At 60.9% G+C, this 20,236-nt stretch carries 12 protein-coding genes, 1 tRNA gene and 2 pseudogenes; 9 read left to right on the top strand and 6 right to left on the bottom strand.

Going from position 1 to position 20,236, the window contains the following annotated elements:
• The first annotated feature begins 184 nt into the window (after window positions 1-184).
• A complete protein-coding gene (locus AUL36_RS19645) occupies window positions 185-652 on the top strand; it encodes a GNAT family N-acetyltransferase (RefSeq protein ID WP_306302842.1) in 468 nt (155 codons plus the stop codon).
• Window positions 653-1,290: 638 nt separating this feature from the next.
• Here AUL36_RS19645 and AUL36_RS19640 read toward each other — a convergent pair.
• From AUL36_RS19640 to AUL36_RS19630, 3 genes are read right to left on the bottom strand one after another with little or no spacing between them, the layout of a single operon-like run.
• Complete coding sequence (locus tag AUL36_RS19640) at window positions 1,291-1,734, bottom strand: hypothetical protein (RefSeq protein ID WP_244497179.1); 444 nt, start codon at window positions 1,732-1,734, stop codon at window positions 1,291-1,293.
• Window position 1,735: 1 nt separating this feature from the next.
• A complete protein-coding gene (locus AUL36_RS19635) occupies window positions 1,736-2,998 on the bottom strand; it encodes an MFS transporter (RefSeq protein ID WP_062223477.1) in 1,263 nt (420 codons plus the stop codon).
• 44 nt (window positions 2,999-3,042) lie between these two features.
• Window positions 3,043-5,538 carry a TonB-dependent receptor gene (locus AUL36_RS19630; protein ID WP_202814769.1) on the bottom strand — a complete coding sequence of 832 codons (2,496 nt, stop codon included), beginning with the start codon at window positions 5,536-5,538 and terminating at the stop codon, window positions 3,043-3,045.
• 23 nt (window positions 5,539-5,561) lie between these two features.
• Here AUL36_RS19630 and AUL36_RS19625 point away from each other — a divergent pair, with 23 nt between their 5' ends.
• From AUL36_RS19625 to AUL36_RS19620, 3 genes and pseudogenes are all read left to right on the top strand, one after another.
• On the top strand, window positions 5,562-6,170 hold the full coding sequence (locus AUL36_RS19625; RefSeq protein WP_062223475.1) for a TetR/AcrR family transcriptional regulator: 609 nt from the start codon (window positions 5,562-5,564) through the stop codon (window positions 6,168-6,170).
• A gap of 56 nt (window positions 6,171-6,226) precedes the next feature.
• Window positions 6,227-6,430 (top strand): annotated as a pseudogene (locus AUL36_RS24710) (hypothetical protein); the annotation flags it as partial.
• 538 nt (window positions 6,431-6,968) lie between these two features.
• A tRNA-Arg gene (locus AUL36_RS19620) sits at window positions 6,969-7,045 on the top strand.
• Here AUL36_RS19620 and AUL36_RS23430 read toward each other — a convergent pair.
• Both AUL36_RS23430 and mobF read right to left on the bottom strand, forming a co-directional pair.
• Window positions 7,016-8,683 carry a recombinase family protein gene (locus AUL36_RS23430; RefSeq protein ID WP_082655952.1) on the bottom strand — a complete coding sequence of 556 codons (1,668 nt, stop codon included), beginning with the start codon at window positions 8,681-8,683 and terminating at the stop codon, window positions 7,016-7,018. The genes AUL36_RS19620 and AUL36_RS23430 overlap by 30 nt on opposite strands.
• A gap of 415 nt (window positions 8,684-9,098) precedes the next feature.
• Window positions 9,099-11,819, bottom strand: coding sequence for a MobF family relaxase (gene mobF / locus AUL36_RS19600; RefSeq protein WP_082655950.1), 2,721 nt, complete (start codon window positions 11,817-11,819; stop codon window positions 9,099-9,101).
• A gap of 696 nt (window positions 11,820-12,515) precedes the next feature.
• Between mobF and AUL36_RS19590 the strand changes: the two are divergent.
• The 5 genes and pseudogenes from AUL36_RS19590 (at window position 12,516) to AUL36_RS19570 (ending at window position 17,653) form a co-directional block, all read left to right on the top strand.
• Window positions 12,516-13,476, top strand: a pseudogene (locus AUL36_RS19590) (IS481 family transposase).
• Window positions 13,477-13,685: 209 nt separating this feature from the next.
• Window positions 13,686-14,414 carry a hypothetical protein gene (locus AUL36_RS23970; RefSeq protein WP_156418491.1) on the top strand — a complete coding sequence of 243 codons (729 nt, stop codon included), beginning with the start codon at window positions 13,686-13,688 and terminating at the stop codon, window positions 14,412-14,414.
• Window positions 14,415-14,569: 155 nt separating this feature from the next.
• Window positions 14,570-15,409, top strand: coding sequence for a hypothetical protein (locus AUL36_RS19580; protein ID WP_062223463.1), 840 nt, complete (start codon window positions 14,570-14,572; stop codon window positions 15,407-15,409).
• Window positions 15,402-15,932: a hypothetical protein gene (locus AUL36_RS19575; protein ID WP_062223461.1), complete on the top strand. Its 531-nt coding sequence runs from the start codon at window positions 15,402-15,404 to the stop codon at window positions 15,930-15,932. Before AUL36_RS19580 ends, AUL36_RS19575 begins: the two co-directional genes overlap by 8 nt.
• Window positions 15,929-17,653 (top strand): type IV secretion system DNA-binding domain-containing protein, encoded by a 1,725-nt coding sequence (locus AUL36_RS19570; RefSeq protein ID WP_062223459.1) that lies wholly within the window; start codon window positions 15,929-15,931, stop codon window positions 17,651-17,653. Before AUL36_RS19575 ends, AUL36_RS19570 begins: the two co-directional genes overlap by 4 nt.
• Window positions 17,654-17,805: 152 nt before the next feature.
• Here AUL36_RS19570 and AUL36_RS19565 read toward each other — a convergent pair whose 3' ends face one another.
• A complete protein-coding gene (locus AUL36_RS19565; RefSeq protein WP_210168875.1) occupies window positions 17,806-19,527 on the bottom strand; it encodes a hypothetical protein in 1,722 nt (573 codons plus the stop codon).
• Between the last annotated feature and the right edge of the window lie 709 nt (window positions 19,528-20,236).

The following is a 20,236-nucleotide window of genomic DNA, read 5'->3' as shown; positions in this document are numbered from 1 at the left end:
CGGCAGCTAAGTAGCCCTGACAGCCGAAAGCTGCCTGACCGGTTTCCATCCAACCGAGCCGTTCGACGACATGGAAGCGGACGCTCGGAAGCGGTCCATCCGCTTCCGACCCAACTCGGGCATCCGGCGAACCGCTGGGACCACCTGAAAGCGGTCGTGTTATCATATCAGAAGGTTCAGCCCGTTGGGCGGCCTCAGAATGGATTGTGTCATCCGTCGTGCATGCTCCAGTGATGCCGAAGGCATCAGCCGGGTCATCGTCACGGCGCTGCGTGACACCAATGCCAAGGACTATTCCGAAGCAGTGATTGCACGCGTGGAGCAAAGCTTCTCGCCTACGGCTGTATCCGGCCTTTTGATGCGTCGGCTCGTGTTCGTTGCCCTCGATCAAGACACGATTGTTGGCACGGCAAGCCTCGACGATAGGGTGGTGCGGACGGTCTTCGTCGATCCCAAACTCCAGGGCCTTGGAATTGGCAGAGCCCTCATGGCTGAGGTTGAGAGAGTGGCGGTTGAGAGAGGGGTAGCCGTCTTAGCGGTGCCTTCATCCGTCACGGCCCAGTCATTCTACGCAAAGCTTGGGTTCAGCCCGCTGCGGGACAGCTACCACGGAGAGGAGCGAACCATCGTGATGGAACGTCCGCTTCGATAGTTTGGCTTCCCATAAGCGGACAGGCAGAGATCCACCCATCTGAGCCATTCCCTCGTTCCAAAATTTAGAGGGCTACAGCGTAGACATAGTTCTCGTCTTCATTCGGCGCGGCGCGCCAAATTTGGGGATTTGATCAAAAATTCAACGGCATAGCCTTCCGCCTCTTGGTGGAAAGGCAATCCCTGCTACACAAACCTGTCCCACATCTGCGATGAGTGGGCCACGACCCGCCCATCAAGGGCGACGGGGCGCGGTTTATATCGTGCGGGTCCGCTACCTGCATCGCTCCACACTCGCGCGGGGATGGTTATATTTAGCCGTCCCTAGAAACTACCGATCGCTTCGTTGCACGTGCCCAATGCCTGCGCGCGACTTGCTGTTTTCGCGATACAGTCGATAAGCTGGCCTGGATCACTGCTAACACCCGATCTGATCTGGAACGTACCGCTGCAAGCTTATTAAATGACCTCTGCTCAGACGCCCGCGAGACGCTCAACAATATGCTTGCAGGCTTGCGATGCGGTCTTGCCGTTACGCGTCACAAATGTCTCGCCCGCCAGATCAGCCCAAGTGTTGGCCAATCCCGTCGCGATGGAGACCTTTCGCCTGCGGCGCATCAAAGCCCCCGCCAACTCTGATCAGACGGAACGTGTCAGGGCGCCGAGTCGCTCATGCACCGCGTCAGGCTTAAGTTCAATGTTCGCCTCCGCAAGCAACCTGACGATCCATGCGACTGCCTCATCGCTCCGAGCAAATGTCTGCGCCGGCACGCCGAACAGCTTTTCCGCGTTCATGCGGCTCACTTCATTATAGGCTTCGACCGGCACCACCGTCGCCATGCTCATGACCTGAGCCTTGACGCGCTCGGCATTGGCCTGGAGCCAGGCCTTGGCTTCCTTTGCCCCGCCTTCCGGGCGTCGCAGGGCTTCGACATCGGCAAAGACGCGCAGCGTCGCGAAACGCTCGCCCCGGTCGAGCCAGCCGGTCCACGCTGCGAAGAATGCAAGCTGCTCTTCCAGCGTCATTGAGCCGCTCATGTTGGAAAGGACCAGCGGCCAGTGCGTGAGATCATGGCGGATCATGTCAACCTCCTCGAATGTCGTGTGGCGCAGTCCCGGAGGGATGGGACGGAATGCCATCACCTGCCGTGCGCAGATCGGGCAAGGCGCGGCGCAGCAGAAGGGTCGCCAGCACGAGGGCAAGACCCGCACCGATGTAGAAGGCAGGCCAACCGATATGGACCACGACCTGAGCGAGCGCGATCAGCAACAGCGTGGCGACAAGGCGACTCGCGCCATAAAGCACGGCGTAGTCCGTGGCGGGCTGCCTGCCTTGCGCCCAGCCGAGCGTGCTGGCGCTGAGAATCACGAAGATGCCGCTGGTACCGGCATTCATCACCGTAGCCCCGATGAGGGCGGGTAGGCTGTCACGCCGCCAAACGCCGAGAAACATCGCAATTGTCGCAACGAGGCAGAGGCTCGCGAAGATGGCGACACCAGCGCGACCGCCGATGCGGCGGACGAGCGGCACAGCCGCGAGCGAGGCGAGAAGGCCGAGCCCAGGCGCGGCCGTGCCGACGATTCCCCCAATCGTTTCGACCGGAACGCCGAGATCGACCAGCATCACCCGATTGAAGAAGGAGAGCGCCACCATAGCGCAGGTCGTAAGGGTCAGCAGCGCCATCCGGTGCCGGGTTTCGGGACGGCGCAGAATGGCGAGAATATCGGGGCGACCGCGCTCCGTGCCGGTGGCATTGCGATCCCATGAGCGGTTGAGCAGGATCGGGATCGTGGCGAACACCGAGACCGCCGCGCAGATGTCGAACGTCGCCGCCCAGCCGAGCCGTCCGGCGCAGGCGACGAAGACGCCGCCACCGAGGATAGAGCCCAGCGCCAGCGCCGCGACCTTGAGACCGCCCGCCGCCGTGCGGTGCGGTGGCGGAACGCAGGAGGTCGAAAATGCATCGAGCGCGACATCCATGGTGGCCGCCGCGAAGGCGATGCCGAGTCCAAGCCCAAGCAGCAGGGCGGGCGGGAAGGTTTCGCCTCGCGCCACGATCAGTAGGAGGACGACGATGATCGCCTGCATCGGCACGATCCAGCCGATCCGTGGCGCGGATGGCAGCGGCCGAACGGCGTCGATCAACGGGGCCCACAGGAAGGTCAGGCCGAAGGGCACGAGCACGATGAAGCTCCACCCAATGCTCGCCAGATCGACGCCCCTTGCCCGAAGCAAGGGCGGCAAGCCGCCCTGCATCAACCCGTAGATCAAACCGAAGGCGGCATAGAGGATCGCCGTCGATGCCAGCAGCGGCCAGACGGAGCGGTCGGCAGGGACGGAAGTCACGGTAGGCTTTCGAAACGGATGTTCAGTCATGGCGGGACTTCGCCTCAGAACTGGAACGAGGTGCCGATACCGACGATCCGGCCCTGACTGACGCGGACGGTGGGCACAGTGCCGAAAGCCTGCCCCCATGCATCGTAACGCTCATCGAACAGATTGTTGGCGAAGGCATAGACGCTGACATCGCTGTGCTGCCACGTCAGCTTCGCATTGACGATGCCATAGGTTTTCAGATCGAAGGTATTTTTCACGTCCGCCGCACGGGCATCGACATATTGGTAGCTGATACGGCCCGTGAAGTCGCCCGGAAGACCGAAGGGCTCGGCTGCCCAGCGATAATCCATGCCGATATTGGCGGTGACGGCAGGGACATTGGGGACTTCGTTGCCGGACCGCGCGCCGGTGAAACTGTGCGACGGAACATCGACCAGCGCGGCATGGGTGTAGCCGATGCCGCCGAAGACATCGAAGTCCGGGGTGATCTGCGCGGCAAGCTCCAGTTCGCCGCCATAGCTCTGATAGTTCAGTGCCACTGTCGTGAACAGCGCCTGCGCGGGATCGAAGAAGATCAGGTGCCCGTTTTTCACGTCGTTGAAGAAGGCCGAGCCGCTGAGCGAAAGCCGGTCGTCGAGCAATTTCGACTTGAAGCCGGTTTCATAGGCCCAACTCGTTGAGGCCGGGAACGGGATCTCGGACTTGCCGAGAAAGCTGTTGACCGAATAGGCCGGAAATCCGGGGCTGACATAGCCCCGCGCCACCGAGGCATAGGTCATGACGTCCGGCGTCCAGTCGTAGCTGAGCGCAGCACGCCCGGTCACGAAATCGTCGCTGAGCGAAACATCCTGCAAGAAGCCGCTCGCCACGCGCGGGAAGCCGTTGCCGTCGAAGCGGTAGTGCGCCTCCTTCTCTTCATGGGTGGCGCGCAGGCCGAATGTTGCCTTGAGACGATCGGTCAGCGGCACCGAGAACTCGCCGAATCCGGCATAGCTGTTGACGAGGAGATCATTGTCCTGAATGCCGTTGAGGGTCGAGAAGGTCGCTGTCGAGGCGCGAGATTTTCGTCCGGCGGTGGATGCGGAGCGGAAATAGTTGACGCCCGCCGTCCAGTCGATCGGACTTTCGGGCAGGGACGAAACGCGGAACTCCTGAAGGAAGCTGTCCTCGCCAAGCGTCAGCCGGGAATTGTCGGCACCGGGGACGCGGTAGCTCGTGACGTTCGGAAACGCTTGATAGAGCTTGCCGAACACGAGCGCGTCGGTCAGATCGAAATCGTTTCGTGAATTGCTGTGCTGATAGGATGTCTGCGTGTTCAGCACGAAGGACTCGTATTCGTGCTTGATCCTCAGATTGGCGCCTGTGTTCTCGCCCTCGACGAGCGTGCGCGGGTCGGTCGCGCTCGCAGGAAAATCGGGCGTGTCGCGCAGCAGGAAGCGCGGCGAATGTGTGGTTTCCTTGCCGTAGTTAAAAGTCAGCAGCGCCTCGGTGCGATCGGACGGCGTGAACAGGAGACTGCCGCGGGCCGCCCCGATGTCGAGGCCACCATCCTTACCGCCCGCCGCGATATTGGGAATATCGCCGCCGAAGCGGTTCCAGCGCACGGCCAACCTGCCGGCCAACGTTTCGGAAATGAGGGGACCGTTGGCGATGAACTCTCCGAGCCCATAGCCGTTTGAACCGATTTCGCCGGTCAGCGAGAAGGACCGGTCGAAGGTCGGGCGCCTGGAGACGATGCTGACCGCGCCGCCCTGCGTGTTGCGGCCGAACAGCGTGCCTTGCGGTCCGCGCAAGACTTCGACCCGTTCCGTATCGAACAGGTTCGGTGCAATACTGTAGACTGAAAGCGGCATCTCATCCGCGTAGAAGACGACCGAAGTGTCGTCCGACGACAGAGGCGACATCGAACCAATACCCCGGATATTGGCGCTGTTGCCGAACAGGCCACCGCCATCGACGAAGGACAGGTTGGGAACGGAGCGCGCCAGCCCGGCATTCGATGCCGAAGGTGTCGCATCGGCCTTTTCTCCGGACAGCACTGTCATGCCGATCGGCACATCCTGCGGGTTCTCAGCGCGCTTGCGGGCGGTCACGATGATCGTGTCGAGAACCGTTACCGGTGTGGTTGTGTTCTTTCCGTCTTCCGCCCGAACCCGCGCTCTGGTCGTCTTTCTGGGGCGCTCGTCGGCCGTGACCGTGACCGGTTCGGGAACGGTTGCCGGAGCTATCGGCTTCGCCGCGTCTTCAGCTCGGACGGGGGCTGGGATCAACGTCGTCGACAGGGATAGCAAGCTAACCAGCGCCAAGGCCGGTCGACGATTTTCGCGGCCACGGTTCACAGTGTCAGGGCAGGCAGCAAGGTTCTGTAAGACCAGGCACTGACCTCTTGGCGCAGGGATCGGGCTTCGATTCATCTTTGGTTCGCAAGCGGCGGGCATGTCCAACCTTTCCACGCGAAAGACGCTGTCGTGATCACTGCGGATCAATCTCACTATACAAACGTTTAGTAAATTGCCTGTTTGTTCAAACCATTCTAAGATGCTCGTCACGCGCCCGACCGTCTGGAGAGGAAATGCCCGAACTCAAGCCTGTGTTTTCGACCCTCGATGCTCGTGACAAGCTGCTCGAAGCCGCGCTATCGGCCTTTGCCGAACACGGCTTCCATGGCGCGACCGTTCGGGACATTTCCCAGCGCGCAGGCGTATCGCAGGGGCTCATCACCCATCATTTCGGGGACAAGGAACGGCTCTGGAATCTCGTCGGCGAGAGGGTCTCGGAGGATTTTCTCGACTATCTGACCCCGACAATCGACGCCGGGGCCGTTGATGTGAGCACCATTCCGGCCCTGCTGTCCGCCTATATGGCCTACTGGCGCAGCCACCCATTGGCCCTGCGCTTGCAGCTCTGGCGGGTTCTCGGCGCGCCCGAAGCCGAGCGGCGCGCGCGTGTCGAGCGTCTCAACCGTCAGATCGTGCCGCTCTTCGCGCAGGCGCAGAAGGCCGGTTTCGTCCGTGCGGATATTTCAGCCGGGCAAGCGATGATTACGACGGGGGCTCTGATCCAGTATCGCCTTCACAGCGAACTCGAAATGGCCGATGCGCTGTCGGTCACCGTAAGCACGATGCCGGATGACGAGGAGTTCCTGCGCTATGTGTGGAGCCTGATCGCGGTCGGGGCTTAGTTGCCTCCGGTTGCCTTCCTACACAGGTTTGCGATTGAACATGGTCATTGCGCGACACCGTCGAAGAGGTCAGCAGCCAATTGATTACAGTGCGCACCGACGACGGGCGCAATGTTTTGTTCGACCTGAAGGATTACGACTGCATCGACCACGGCTAACCGGTGACGATCCACAAGTCGCAGGGCATGAAGGTCGACCGCACCCATGTGCTGGCGACACCGGGCTTCTGCACGCGCTGGCCCAGCGTGTCGAGGTCGCGGACGGCGAGGTCAGGATCTTGGGATCGAAGTTCCGATTGATATAGGTGCTTACCGGAAAAACAGCGTAAATTCAGCGCCCTTTCAGGGACTGAAATGGCGGGCGGAGAGGCATTCCAACCCTGCTCAAGGTAGGGGTATAGCGTAGACATAGTTCTCGTCTTCACCCGGCGCGGCGCGCCATTTCCATAACATCATCAGATCGACCGACATTGGGTCGTGGCAAGACGTGCCCAGTCGGGCGTAGTCCATACATCTCACCCTTCGCCTTTGCCTTCCTGTTCCCGTGTGCTTGCAAGGAGACGCAGCAGGTTTTGCGACGGCGTTTCGCCCCTTCGGCATCGGTCGGTCAGGCGGCATGAGACAGGGAGCCTCAAAGCCAGTATGTCTCCACCCGCGTGGTTCGTCTGATGACTTCCATTGAAGACGGGCGCGGCACTCGCTCTCTTGTCCGAATCGCCTTTTCCTTCTTGCATTCGATCAGCGTCGAATGTATCAAGCGCTCACGAACGGCAGAGGCCAACGCCTCCCCGCTTCATCGGCGCCCGTAGCTCAGCTGGATAGAGCACCAGACTACGAATCTGGGGGTCAGAGGTTCGAATCCTTTCGGGCGCGCCACTTCCGTACAGATCTGCGAACACCGAACGTGCGCCCAGGTGCATCGGTTGTTCTGCTCGCATGCCCGGCAATCGCCTGTTCGAGCGTGGCGGTGTCGCCCACGATGCGGACGGTCGCGTCATCGACTTCAACGCGGTCGATGACGGAGCGCAGATACGCCTTGCGGAACGGCACGTCGCCAGTTTGGATATTCTCCCGCATTGCCCGACCAAACTGCTCAATGATCCCCGATGGGATGGCATGGGTCGGCACCATCTGAGCACGCATACGGTCAAGCGCCGCCTGGGCACGCTCGCGGTCGAGTCGAAGGCTGGTCAGCCGCTCCTTGAGGATGTCATCCATCTCGGCAATGCCGTCCTCGACCATCCGGTAGAGCCGCTTTAGCTTGTCCTCGGCATCGGTCGCTTCGCGTTGAAGCGCGATGATTCGCCCGTCGACTTCCGCCGCCTTCTCAGCGCGGCTGCCGGCGATGGAGGCAAGGAGCTCTGTCAGTCGCTCGGTTGTGAACAGACGCTCGGACAGATGCTCAACGACGAGGTCGTCAAGCGTATCCATCCGGATCGAGCGGCCCTTGCAGGCGACCTTGCCCGACCGAGCGCAGGCTGAGCAGGTGTAGTAGCGGTGGACCTTGCCGCTGCGCGACGTGCCGGTGCGAAGCGTCATGCCGCCTTCGCAGGAGGCGCACACCGCTAGCCCCGTCAGCAGGATCGGCCCGGTGACAACGCGCGGCGCCTCGACACGTGGGTTGCGCGCTTTCAAGGTCGACTGCACAGCGTCGAAGGCCGCACGCTCGATGATCGGCGGAACAGCAATCGTGATGTGCTCAGCCGCCGGCTTCTGACGGAGCGTCTTCGACTCGCGCTTGTTGAAGGTCCATTCGCCAACATAGACCGGGTTCGTCAGGATGCCGTGCAGCGTGCCGACGCCAAAGCGGGCGCCACGCTTGGTGCGATGCCCGGCAGCGTTGAGACGCTTGGTGATCTCTTTGATACCAATCGGACCGGACGCTGCATCCCCATGCTGGTAGAGGCGGAAGATCATGCGGACGGTCTCCGCCTCGACGGGGTCGATCGCCAGCTGCTTCTTGATGCGAGCTCCGCGCTTCTCTATCTCCTCCGTCCGGTAGCCGAGGGGCACGGGCGAACCGTTGTAGAAGCCCTGCCGCGCGTTCTCCTTCATTGCTCGCAGGACGTGCTTGGCGTTCTCCTTGGACTGATACTCGTCGAAAAGAGCGATGACCTGGCGCATCATCACCTGCGCCGGATCATCACCGAGTTCCTGGGTGATCGACACGAGGCGCACTCCGGCCTTGGCCAAGCGACGGATGTACATCTCAAGGCTGAAGGAGTCGCGAAAGAAGCGGGAGTAGCTGTGCACGACGATGACGTCGAACGGCCGATCGCCGTCGGCCGCGCGCTCGATCATGCGCTGGAATTCCGGACGAGCATCGTCGGTCGCCGAAGCGCCCGGCTCGACATACTCAGCCAGCAGCGGCCACCCCTTGGTCTTGCAGAAGGCAGCCACCTGCTTTCGCTGGTCCGGGATCGACAGATCGCTTTCCGCCTGCCGACCCGTCGATACACGAAGATAGGCACAGGCCCGCACGGAGCCGAGCCGCTCGGCGTCATCGATCGTCATGCGCGAAGCCACACCCATATCTAGCAACCTTCTTCTCAACGTCCTGCCAGCGTAGAGAATCTAGCATTCAGCAGGACTCGCTGCAGACTCGGCGGCCCGGCAGCGACGGCAACTTGCGGAGATGGTAAAGCGCTATCAACTACAACAGCGCCCGTCCCAGTCTTCCGCATCCCGTCAACCTCGCGGGTCGAGCTCCTTCAGAAGCACATCGAGCATCGCCCCGAGATACGTCTCAATGACGTCGATCTCTCGATGTGTCACCGGCACCGTTGCTGGCCAGTTGTCAATGACCGCTGGACGATCCGCCTCCCGCTTCGTTCGGGCGAGCGCAGCACCTCGCTCACGGCGCACTTCTGCGGCACGCAGCGGGACGTGAGCCACACTAGGCACAGTGCCGTCGGGAGGATGACGCCGCCTACTCAAGGGACAGACCCTTCGAGCGACTGCGTTCGCGCGACCGGACCAGCGGTGAAGCGTGCTCGATCACACGATCTCGCGTTCGGTCCTCAGCCCTTTCTAGCCCTCCCCGTTCCATCTCATGCGAGCGGTCGAGAAGCGCCTGACGTTGCGCTGGCGTCAGGTAGTCGAGCGTCGTCTGCTTGACGCCGGACCGACCCAGTGCCGCGCTGAGGACATCGCCTCGTTCCTTGGCCTCGACCTCCCGGTCGCGATCACCCAGAAGGCGCGCCGCCCTGACGCGAGCATCCAGCCCTCGCTGATCGACGAAGAGGTGCGTTATTCCGCGCGCTCGGCTGGCCGCCACATGAATGTCGTGCCGATCCATGAAAGGATCAGCGAGAACGAAAGCTGCCTCGGTGGTCAGTCCCTGTGAGCCGTAGCAGGTGGTGGCATAGGCATGGGCGATCTGTGCGTGTCCTGCCTCGTCGGCGAGGTCACCCGGAGTGAACGCAACGATACGGTCGCCAATTCGGGCTTGCAGCCGAATAGCGCCATCTTGCATCGCATCGATACGTTCGAGACGACCCTCCGTACCGTTGACGATGCCGAGCGCATCATTGCGCACAAGAAAGCGGACGCGATCACCTTCAGTGAGATCCAACGTGACGGGCTGCCCAGATGGTGTGACCGCATTGAGCGACGCCACATCGGTAGCTGCCAGCTCACCAACGACGCGCAGGCGCTGCCGGACAGCCTGGTTCAGCGCCGCAACCTGGGCGTTGGTCTTGGCGATCAGCAGGCTGGTGTCGCCCGCATGCTCCTGACGCCAGCGATCCCAACGATCGACCAACGCGTCGACAGCCCTGGTCGGACTATCTGCCTCGTGGAGGCAGCCATGCTCCTTCAGGCTGTTCAGCGCATCGGACGCTCGCCCCTCGCCAAAGGCAGCGACGACATCCCGAGCCCAGACCTCGCGCTGGCGCACGATCGTATCGACGCGCTGCGTGCCGATCGCCTCCGCCACGATGCGCAGGCCCGGTCCACCGATCGGTTGCAACTGGCGGCGATCGCCAACCATGCGGACCGCAACCGCGAGCCCCGCCTCGCGGGCGCGTTCGACCTCTCCGAGGATGCGTTCCATCTGCCGGCTGGTGATGAGGCCCGACTCGTCGATGACGAGAAGCGTCTTGTTCGTCAGGAACGGCCGACCGTGCTCGGCACCAGCGAGCCAGCTGTCGATGGCACGCGCCTCGATGCCGAGCTCATTCTTGAGCTGGTGCGCGACCTTCCAGGCCGTGGACGCGCCAATGACGCGCCAGCCCGCCTCGTCCCATGCTTCAGCCACCGGCCGCAGCAAGGTCGTCTTGCCGACGCCGGGCGCGCCCTCAATGGTGACGATCGCCGCGGGACCGCAGGCCAGTCGGGCAGCCGCTTCCTGCTCGGGATTAAGCCCGGCATCAACCAGCAGGTGCTCGACACACTTGGCCGATGGCGCCATCACCTCCACCCGCGCCAGACGCACCGCTCGCAGGTAGAGGTCCTGCTCGAGCTGCACGACCTCCGGTGTCGAGTAGATCGGATGGTCCCAACGATCGCGTCCGAGCTCCATCAAGGCGCCCTCGGCACGAAGCTCCGCGAGTTCGTCCTCGATCGACACGATCTCGGACACCCCAACACGATGAGACGCGAGTGCTGCAACGAGATGGCGATGCTCGAACAGGCTGTCCCGTTCGGTAAGCTCGGCCAGCACGGCTCGTGCAGGCTGGGGCGCATCCGGCAGTCCATCCGGAAGCCGAAGCGATCGATCCCGGCCGATGGCGCGCGCCTGTTCGACAAGCTGTTCCGGCTCTAGACCGAGCGCCCTTGTGCGCTGGCGCCAAAGGACGTGTCGATCGCCTTCGCCATCGATTGCCTTCGAGCGGCGCGTCGCCCGTGCCTTTGCGGCCGCCAGGGCCGGAGCGTCAGCCGTTGCCAGACCTAAAGCAGCGAGTTCGTCCTGGATCTCCTCGCGGCGTGCGGAGAAGTATCGACAGAGATCGGGGTCAACGCCAGCGACCTCGAAGATGCCGTTCGAGCCGGCGACATCAATGCCGAATCCAAGTCGCAAAAGTCCAGCTGCGAGAGCCTGGTGGTAGATCGCCCCGCAGCACATTTTCATTTTAAATAAAATTCGACCATCTAAACGGCCGACAGTTCCATCCGCACGCTTAGCAATATTGAGTAATATTGTATGCGTATGGAGGGCTGGGTCGGCGAAGACTATTCCGTCCGCATGCGGTGCGGGCCTCGCTTCACCATGCTGGAAGGCTGCAGCCGTCAGCTTGACCTTCTCAAGGATTGCACCTCCGTGCCCACGTCGGCAGAAGGTTGCCTCATGATCGAGGAACTCGACCGCGGCCGCGACCGCTGCCGCTTGCGCCGTCTCCAGCTCAGAGCGAAGCGTCTGATCCGCCGTGCCCCAGAGTACCGAAAGAGACTTCGGGGCCGAGAAGGTGACGTCGTAGCCGCCCACGGCTTCGACGCGGCCGCCGTCATTGCTGATCAGCGGCCGTCCGGACGAGTCCAGTGCAGCATGGAGGCGCTCAAAATCGGCACGCTCGAAGACTGCGGACGCAGTGATGCCGAGCTTCGAGCCACCTGCGATCCATCGGCCGTTTGGCTCGCGTCCACCGAGATAATACTCGACCTGAGCGAGATAGTACCGTGCCGATGTACCCGCTGCGACGGTTGCGACCATGGATGCCTCCAAACAAAAGGAGGCTCTTCATTAGTCACGAGCGACTGGGCCAAATTTGAAAGCCAAATCGGGTAGCGGTGTTATGCGCCTTCGTTGCGAGACAAGATCTTCTCGCTGCTTCGCATGAAGGACTGAAGGACCGCCCTTCGGTCCACGGGATGAAGCAAAGGTGACCTGCGGCACGCTTAAAGCGCCTGCGCGATCGAAGGCGAACATAACGGTACCGGCGGCTCACCTAATCCGTATTCAAAGGCCACGGACTTGGCGTACCTTCTGAGCTTTCAATCGGGTGTCGCCATCGCTTAGCGGTTGAGTTGAAACTCGACGCGCAAATGGGCTCTGCGTTGGGTTCATGCGACGAAGCGCTGTTCGAACTGGCTTCCAAATTTGAGGATTAGAGCTTGGGCTGGAAGTCGTCCTGTCGGTAGCAGATCCCGACCTGCTGACAAGGATCGCCATCTTGGTGGGAGACACGACCATTGCAGAATGCCGGCAAAAGAGACACAATTAGCATTGCAATTAAGTAATATTTTATCAAAATATTCGATCTAATTCAGAAAAAATGCTAAAGATTTTAACTGATGTTACCACATTTATAACAAATCAATAATCAATACAGCGTCTATATTTTTGCACTAGGTGTTTGATCCCAGGGTTTGATGGTGTGATCCTCTCCATGGAATGGAAGGATTCCCTATGGGACAAGTTCGTCACGGCAGCGCCACGACCACGCACGCCATCCGAGCAGCAATACAGCGATCGCAAGCTTCGCTCGCGACGCTGAGCCGGGAGCTCGACATCAATCCGAAGACGATGGCCAAGTGGCGCAAGCGTCAGACTTTGGAGGACATGAGAAGACCGGACCGAAGGAGCCGCGATCAACAACCATGAGTGAGGCCGAGGAGGCGATGGTCGTAGCGTTTCGCCGGCACACGCTGCTGCCGTTGGCTGACTGCCTCTACGCATTGCAGCCAACGATCCCGCATCTGACCCGGTCAGCGCTGCACCGGTGCCTCCAGCGGCATGGCATACCAGATTGCCCGATGTGGGAGGCGGCAAGCCGAAGCGTCAGCGGTTCAAGCGCTATCCCGTAGGCTTCTTTCACATCGATATTGCTGAGGTGCAGACGGGCGAAGGCAAGCTCTACCTGTCCGTCGCCATTGATCGAACGAGCAGATTCGCGGTCACGCAACTCGTCGATAAGGCGGACAGGCGGACGGCTTGGGAGTTCCTAGAGCACCTGCTGCAAGCTGTGCCCTATCGGATCCACACGATCCTGACCGACAACGGGATCCAGTTCGCCGAGCAGCCACGCAACCGCAACACCGCCTGGTCCCGGCAGATGCGCTTCGACATGATCTGCGAGGCAAACGGCATCAAGCACCGCCTCACCAAGCCGAACCACTCTTGGACGAACGGTCAGGTCGAGCGGATGAACCGAACGATCAAGGACACGACCGTCAAGCGCTTCCATTACGAGAGCCACGATCAGCTTCGAACGCACCTCGCCGACTTCATGGCGGCCTACAACTTCAGCCGCCGGTTCAAGACGCTCGGCGGTCTCACGCCCTACGAGTACATCGCCAGGATCTGGACCTCAGCGCCAGACCGATTCATCGTCAATCCGATCCACCAAATGCCGGGACTGAACAGCTAGGCATTGATCGAGATGCTCTCGGAGGACAATGCCGACGAGGCGCTGATCCGGGTTCGCGCGATGGTGCTCCTCGCCTTCGCTATCAACGAGTTCGATAGTGAGCGCGATTGAGCGGACGTCGCTTCGACCGCCCAAAGCGCAACTCGATCGCATGATAATCCGAAAGCCGGCGGCACGCGCTGCCGCCTCTCACTGCCGGTCTTAGCCCAATGTTGGAGCCACTGCTGCCTCCCACCGCCGTTTCGCGCGGGTGCTCTGACGGCCTCGCAGAACCTGATTTTGGAACGTCTCTCAGGGGCGTTCTGGCTTCCAAATCTGAACCCGATAAACGCTGCCATACTCAGCGTGTCGTGTCAATCGAAACACCTGCCCTGCTCACGGTGACGATTGCCCTGACGAGCATGGAACCGCTGGCGCGTCAGCGATCATCAAAGGAGATTAAAATGTTTAAGCATATAGCGAATTTCCTCCGCAAAAAGCGGAGTTTAAACGAAAACAATCATTCGCCAGATCATACCACTCAAGAAGAAGTAGTCCATGCTTCACCGCAGGAAATGCAGCGAATGCGAGACGAGATCTGGACGATGGTCAAGAAGACATACCTTGTCATCGAGAAAGCGATAGTCCCAAAAAATCACCTTGAGACCGAAAGCCCTCGATCGTATTTTGAGAATTTTATCGGTATTGTTCCATTTTATTCGTATGTGTACGCCATTCCCGCTTCACGCATCCAACAAGTTCATCAGGAGATGTCACATCTTCAAGCTGCGATCGATTTGATCGACTCAGGCTTGTCGATCAACAGCATCGATGAGGAGACACCGGAATATACGAAGCAGCTCGCCTACTACGTAGCGTTCCTCAAAGAGATCGGGCGGCGAGGATATATCGATCAAGAATGGATCGATGAAACGCGCAAGGCGCATTCTGACGCCTGACGAAGAAGCCGGCGGGTACTCCGCCGGCTTCTTCGTTTCTCCACCTGCTCTGATCCACACCATTCTGGCTTCCAAATCTGAGCCGATCCGCCGGGTTTATCGTGGTGTCACTCGGGACGTTGGTCCCCGAGCCAACGCCTGAAGGAGACCTGTTCATGTCCGACCCGAATCTTCTGTTTCCTGCCACTTTCCCGGCGTTCATTGCCACGATCAGTCAGGAGTCTGCCGTCGGCAAGACGACGCTGATGACCGCCGTCGCCGACGTCCTTACCTTGGCCAAGGCACGGTTCGTCGCCTTCCAGGCCGACGACAAGCCGCGGCTGCAGGCGATGCTCGGCTCGCGTGTCGTCAACTTGACGGTCGATCGCGACCTCTTGATGGAGCAGCCTTCCCTGCTGCGCACCGCTTATACGCCGGTTTACACGGCCTGCATGGACGCGATGAAGACGGGCACGAGCGTACTCTTCGACAATGGCGCACGAGAGGTGGAGAACGTCACAAATTTCTTCGTCGATGTCGAACTCGACGACGATGCGGTACGCTGGAACCTGCCCATCCTTATTTTCGTGCCGGTGCAGGCCGATCCGGAAGCCATTGAGGCTGCAGCGATGACCTGGCGGCGTGTTCGTGAGGCTTTGCCGCACGCCCGGATGGTGCTGGTCGAGAACTGCCACGACCGCGGGCGCATCGACGGCCTCAAGCCGCAGAGCCCGGCAAAGAAGCTGTTCGACAAGGAGTTGGCACCGCTTGTCGATGGCGCGCCGCGCCTGATCATGCCCGCCATCGTCACCGACTTCTGGCAACCCTTCGAGGAATCCGGCACCCGGTTCCTCAAGGTCATGGCGCTCGATGCGGAGGAAGGCGCGAAGAAGTTCGCGATGAGCGTCGGCGACTTCAAGATAGCGCGGGGCAACATCACGCGCTTCTTCCGCCAGATGCAGGGGCAGATCGCCACCGTGCTGTCACTTCCCGTCGAGGGAGACGGCAATGACTGAGGCGAACGAAGTGTCGAGCGACAACAACGGCGAGCCGAGGACATCCCCGGCTCTGCCGACCGCTGAAGACATTCAACGTAACGTGGCGGAGTGGCGGGCCGAGGTGGAGGCGCGCGTTGCGATTGCCATCACCGGCGCCCTTCGACACGGTCGCCATCCGAGCGAGGCGGACACGCGCCGGCTTAGCGCGGAAGGCCGCAGGCTTTATCACGAGCGCCTGCCCAAGGCGGCGGTCGAAGGCCTGGCTGTTGCGGCAACCGCCAATTCTTCGGTGCTCCCACCGGCAAGCGGTGAAGGATCACCGCGGTTCAGGCCGGTACAGTTGGCCGCCAAGCGCATTCTCCTCAACGAGGTGGATTGGCGTGGACGGCAGGAGCGACGCCCACCCTACACTCGGCGGGCGAGCGCGAAGGGAGTCGAGCTCATGCTGTTCCTGACCGGCATCATCGCGATCCTTCTGCACGCCTTGCCCGATCACAGCATTCTTTCCCAATTTTCTCGCGTATTGGAGGTGTTCCAATGATCCCGTTCGGCAATCTCAACGTGGGTTACAATCCGCGTCGTCACCCCGGCAAAGCCCTTCTTACCAGCGCCCTGATGGGCGGGGCGGCGTTCGCCTTCGCGCTTGCCGTTCCGCTTGCGCTTGCGCCCGTTCGCGATGCGCGGGACAGCTATTACGCCGTCTGGGAACCCCACCAGCTGCAGTATCAAATTGCCTCAGGCGATGACGATGCTCTCCGGGCTCGGGTCAACCTTGCGCTGGTAATCGCGCTCCTGGTCGGGGGCCGGGTGGTGCGCCTTGCTTGGCGAGATACGCCTCACACCGATCCCTTCTCTCAGCCCGACGACGCAGATCCGATGATCCATCGCGACGAGGAGGCAGAGATGCGCCTCAATAACGCGTTTAGGGTGGAGGCAAAGCCGGGCGCAAACGTAGGTTTAGCGATCGCTCCACATATCGTCATCCCGAGGCAACTCGAGCTGCGCAACATCATGATTCTTGGCGCACCCGGATCCGGGAAGTCGAACATCTTGCGAGCTTACGCACAGCAGGCGATCGAGCGCGGGGACTTCGTTGTCCTCCATTGCACCAAGGGAGACGTCACGCAAGCGTTCCAGATGAAGGAGATCGTCCTGATCTCGCCGACGCATCGCGACGGCTGGGCCTGGGACATCGGGGCCGACATCGATGGACCGGCGGCAGCGGCCGAATTCGTCATCGTCGTGATCCCCTCCTCGGACCAGCCTTTTTGGGCCGACACCGCACGCCTTGTCTTGATAGACCTCATCATCATGATCATCGCCGACAAGGGCGCGGACTGGAACGCCCGAGATCTGCTCGCGATGGTGCTGCAACCGCCAGACGCGATCCGCGAACAGATCGAACGACTTGATCTGAGCGCCAGCCCTGTTCTAGCGGGCGGCGGCGAGGACGGAATGTCGAAGACCGTCGAGGGTATCCTCGCCACGATGACCTCCGGCGCCCTGAAGACGCTGCGTCCAATGGCCTATGCTTGGAGCTCTTATCCTCCCGAGCGCCGTTTCTCGGTCAAGCGCGCGCTGGCACCCGGCTGGCAGGGCCCCCGTGTGCTGATCGTTCAGTCGCACCCGGACTACAAGGTGCTCTCGACGAGCATCTGCGGCGGCGTGTTGCGCCGGCTCTGCCAAGCCGTCGCATCGCCCACCGGCCGCGGACCGCGGCCACAGGTCACCATGGCCCTTGATGAGTTCTATTCGCTGGGACAGATCGAGGGCATCGATCAGAGCCTTTCGGTCGCCCGCGAGCACGGCATGGCCTGTATGATCGCACTCCAGTCGGTCTGGCAGCTTCGAAAGCTGTATGGCGATGCCAACGAGCTCATCTCCGATCTATTCCAGATCAAGATCTATGGGCGCCAGGTACCCGGAGAAGCCACCGAGCGCGCAGTCCGCGATCTTGGGGCCCGCAAGATCACCGGCACCAAGCTGAACAAGACTGGCGACTCGAATGACACGCGCCGCACCATAGGGTTTGAGGAAAAGCTCGACGTCTTCTCAGCCACTCAGTTCGCTGGTGAGCTTGGCTTGTTCGATCCCGACACACCGGAGGAAACCATCCGCGGCATCTTGCATTTCGCAGGCACCGCCTACCGGATCGACTGGCCCCCGACACGTTGGCAAGCCCAAAGCCAAGGCTTTGTGGCAGCGGAATGGACAAAGCGTCCGACGCTGAAGCCAACCGCTGGTGAGAGCGAGGGATGCTGAAGCCAGCATCCTGCCGGCGTAAGGCAACGTGGATCTAGACCGTCACTTTTGGCTTTCTGTTGCAGCGGCTCTGGGGGAACGCAGACGTTCCTCCAGAGCGCGTGGTTTGACTCAGCCCATCCCCGGTCGCCATAACTGCCGGTGATCAACGATCACCGTCGAAGCGGTACGGTGAAGTCTCCGTTCTCGCGGAGAAACTGCGCCACCTTGGTCCAGTACGACGCATCGAGTGCCGGGAAGCTCAAGAGCGGGCCACGGATAACCAGTCTACCCTCGTTCTGCCGCTCGACCGCCCAGGGTCGTTCAAGGTCGCGCGACCAATGGTACTCGACCTCGATGGGGTTACGCGTGCGCACAACGTCATGCGCAGCGTCCACGAGTGCCGACCATACCTCCCACGACAACAAATCCATCCGCGGTCCTTCAAGGTAGGCGGGGAGCCTCTCGTCCGCGAGAACAACGAGATCATACGCTATGCTCGGGCTAAGCGTGTGGAGGCCACGTCGCTTCAACTGCCCGACCCAAGACATCAACGTTTCGCAAGGCTCCGGCCGCTCCCCTTCGCTTACCCAAGTGTCCGATCCTGCGCCATGAAGGAGCGCGACAAGCAACTGCTCGTAGCTCAGTGTATCGACGGTCTGCTCGCTGGACAGTTCGCTCATACCTCGTTTTGGCAGGTCCTCGAGCCAATCGCTGGCAATCTGTTCCACGCGGTCCTGGACGGACGATGCAGGCTTGAAGCCTGCGGCTTTCAAATCGACAGCACCAATTGGGACAGCTCGATCGCCATTCTCGAGGGTAGCAAGAGCGCTGGCTTCACGGTGCAGAAAGTCTTTGGCGATATCGCTCAGTTCGTCGCGCTCAGCACACCACGCGGCCTTCCGCATCACACCAAGAATTTGGCTGAACCACGCTAAGATCATAGCCGGTGTAACAACGGGCTGAAGGAGGGCTCGATTGTCTCGCTCTTCCGCGTTCCCCTGCTGGAAATTGGCGGCGCTGAAGAAGACTTTTGATGCCTCGGGCTTCAGCTCGAACTCAATCTGTTTACGCACATCGCTTAGGGACGAACCGAACACTGGCTGCTCATCGTGGGTCTTGCGAAAGCGCTCTGTTCGAGGCGAACTGCCGTAGGCGAAATGGATCAGATCGTTCGGTTGAAACGTATGACAGCCCAGCAGAAGTCCTTGATACTCAACGAGGCCGTACTTCCTGCGAACGGCAGTCTTAGCCACACCGAGGACCTCATCGTCGTCCTTTAGGCGCCGTGGCCTTCGCAGGTTTTGGCTGCCGGACAACTGCTCTAAACAATCGATCACCTTGTCGTTAGTGGAGGCAATGCGACCTGCATCCGCTCCATTCCAATCAAAAAGGCCCGGACCTGCAGCTTTCAGCATAACGCCAAGCATGTAAACTGCTACATCGACAGTTCTCTTCTGTTCTTGGAAATAGCCCGAATCACGCGGATTGCCTTTTCCGGATGACCGCCGAAACTCAAGGTCTGAAACATATCCATTCTCGAAGAAAGAGGCCTCCATCAGTGTATGACGCGAAAGTCGGAAACGGTGCAGACTTTGCGGATGGACCATTTGCACGACGAAGGTCCAGCCTTTGAACTCCTCCGTCGCTGCGTACTGAGCCAACAAGCGATCTGGTTGGAGCTCCGGCTCGACGCGCGTCTCGTCGACGTAGATGCGTGCCACCCAGCGCTTATCGGATGGATAGATCGTTTCTTCCGAAAGATCGGGCGAACATTCGTCGGGGATGCCCTCGAGCGATCCGCCGTCGCGCCGATGCGCGTCGGCCGTCATCGCCTGGAGCTGTGCGAAAGACTTAATTGGCGCGATTGGCGACTTGAGCTGCTCAGTGGGCAAAACTTCGATCCTCATTGTTTGCTACGGTTCAGACGATCGAGGACACTGTCGAGCTCGTCGCTCGAGATGTCTTTGTCGTCGGGGCACTCATTCGCCGCTCCGGCGGTTGTCTTCATCGCGGTTGTCTTCATCGTCGACGCTCCTCCCAACCGCGATGCGGCAGGGGACGCTCGAGAGGGAAGGATTGGCGGCTCATGGCGGTTGGGGGAGGTCGACGGCTGAGTAGAGTCTGCGTTGATTCGATCGGCTTCAGAGCACCGCTCGATCGGCTGCCTGCGCGCAACAGAGCCGCCGCGTGCACACCGCTGGAACGCGACTCGGAGATGATCGGCTGAATAGACTTTTCCTTCCGGCCGTCGCACGCCGGCGCCTGCCAGCAGCCGGGCCATGCTCGCCCAGGTCAGGCCCTGCGACCGAAGAGTGGCAATGCCGGTCGCATGGGCTCGAAGCACCCGATCGAACGGGACACGCTCCCCGCCTACCGTGAGGTCGGCGGCGAACTTACGGGCCCAGTCTCGTGGATCGATCGACGTCATGCCCCCTGTTTAACGAGGACGAATTGCGCAATCGTAGCCCAGATACGAGCAATTGCGAGCATTTCCGAAACGCTCGCTTATCATTCGAATTGTTCTCTTCACACCTGTGCACCTTGGGTGCGAAGACCGGGCAGGAGAAAAGTCTCAATGCCGAAATCGAAAGCGAGCGGTAG

Origin of the sequence: Aureimonas sp. D3 (genome assembly GCF_001463805.1) — a bacterium.
Classification (GTDB): Bacteria; Pseudomonadota; Alphaproteobacteria; order Rhizobiales; family Rhizobiaceae; genus Aureimonas; species Aureimonas ureilytica_A.
Note: the sequence above shows the minus strand (reverse complement) of the source record. Positions and strands in the feature narration are given on the sequence as shown.

Coding starts and splice junctions, on each gene's coding strand:
- AUL36_RS23430 (WP_082655952.1), bottom strand. CDS start 8,683: ATGACGATCGATGACGCCGAGCGGCTCGGCTCCGTGCGGGCCTGTGCC.
- AUL36_RS19625 (WP_062223475.1), top strand. CDS start 5,562: ATGCCCGAACTCAAGCCTGTGTTTTCGACCCTCGATGCTCGTGACAAG.
- AUL36_RS23970 (WP_156418491.1), top strand. CDS start 13,686: ATGTTGGAGCCACTGCTGCCTCCCACCGCCGTTTCGCGCGGGTGCTCT.
- AUL36_RS19575 (WP_062223461.1), top strand. CDS start 15,402: ATGACTGAGGCGAACGAAGTGTCGAGCGACAACAACGGCGAGCCGAGG.
- mobF (WP_082655950.1), bottom strand. CDS start 11,819: ATGGTCGCAACCGTCGCAGCGGGTACATCGGCACGGTACTATCTCGCT.
- AUL36_RS19580 (WP_062223463.1), top strand. CDS start 14,570: ATGTCCGACCCGAATCTTCTGTTTCCTGCCACTTTCCCGGCGTTCATT.
- AUL36_RS19640 (WP_244497179.1), bottom strand. CDS start 1,734: ATGATCCGCCATGATCTCACGCACTGGCCGCTGGTCCTTTCCAACATG.
- AUL36_RS19570 (WP_062223459.1), top strand. CDS start 15,929: ATGATCCCGTTCGGCAATCTCAACGTGGGTTACAATCCGCGTCGTCAC.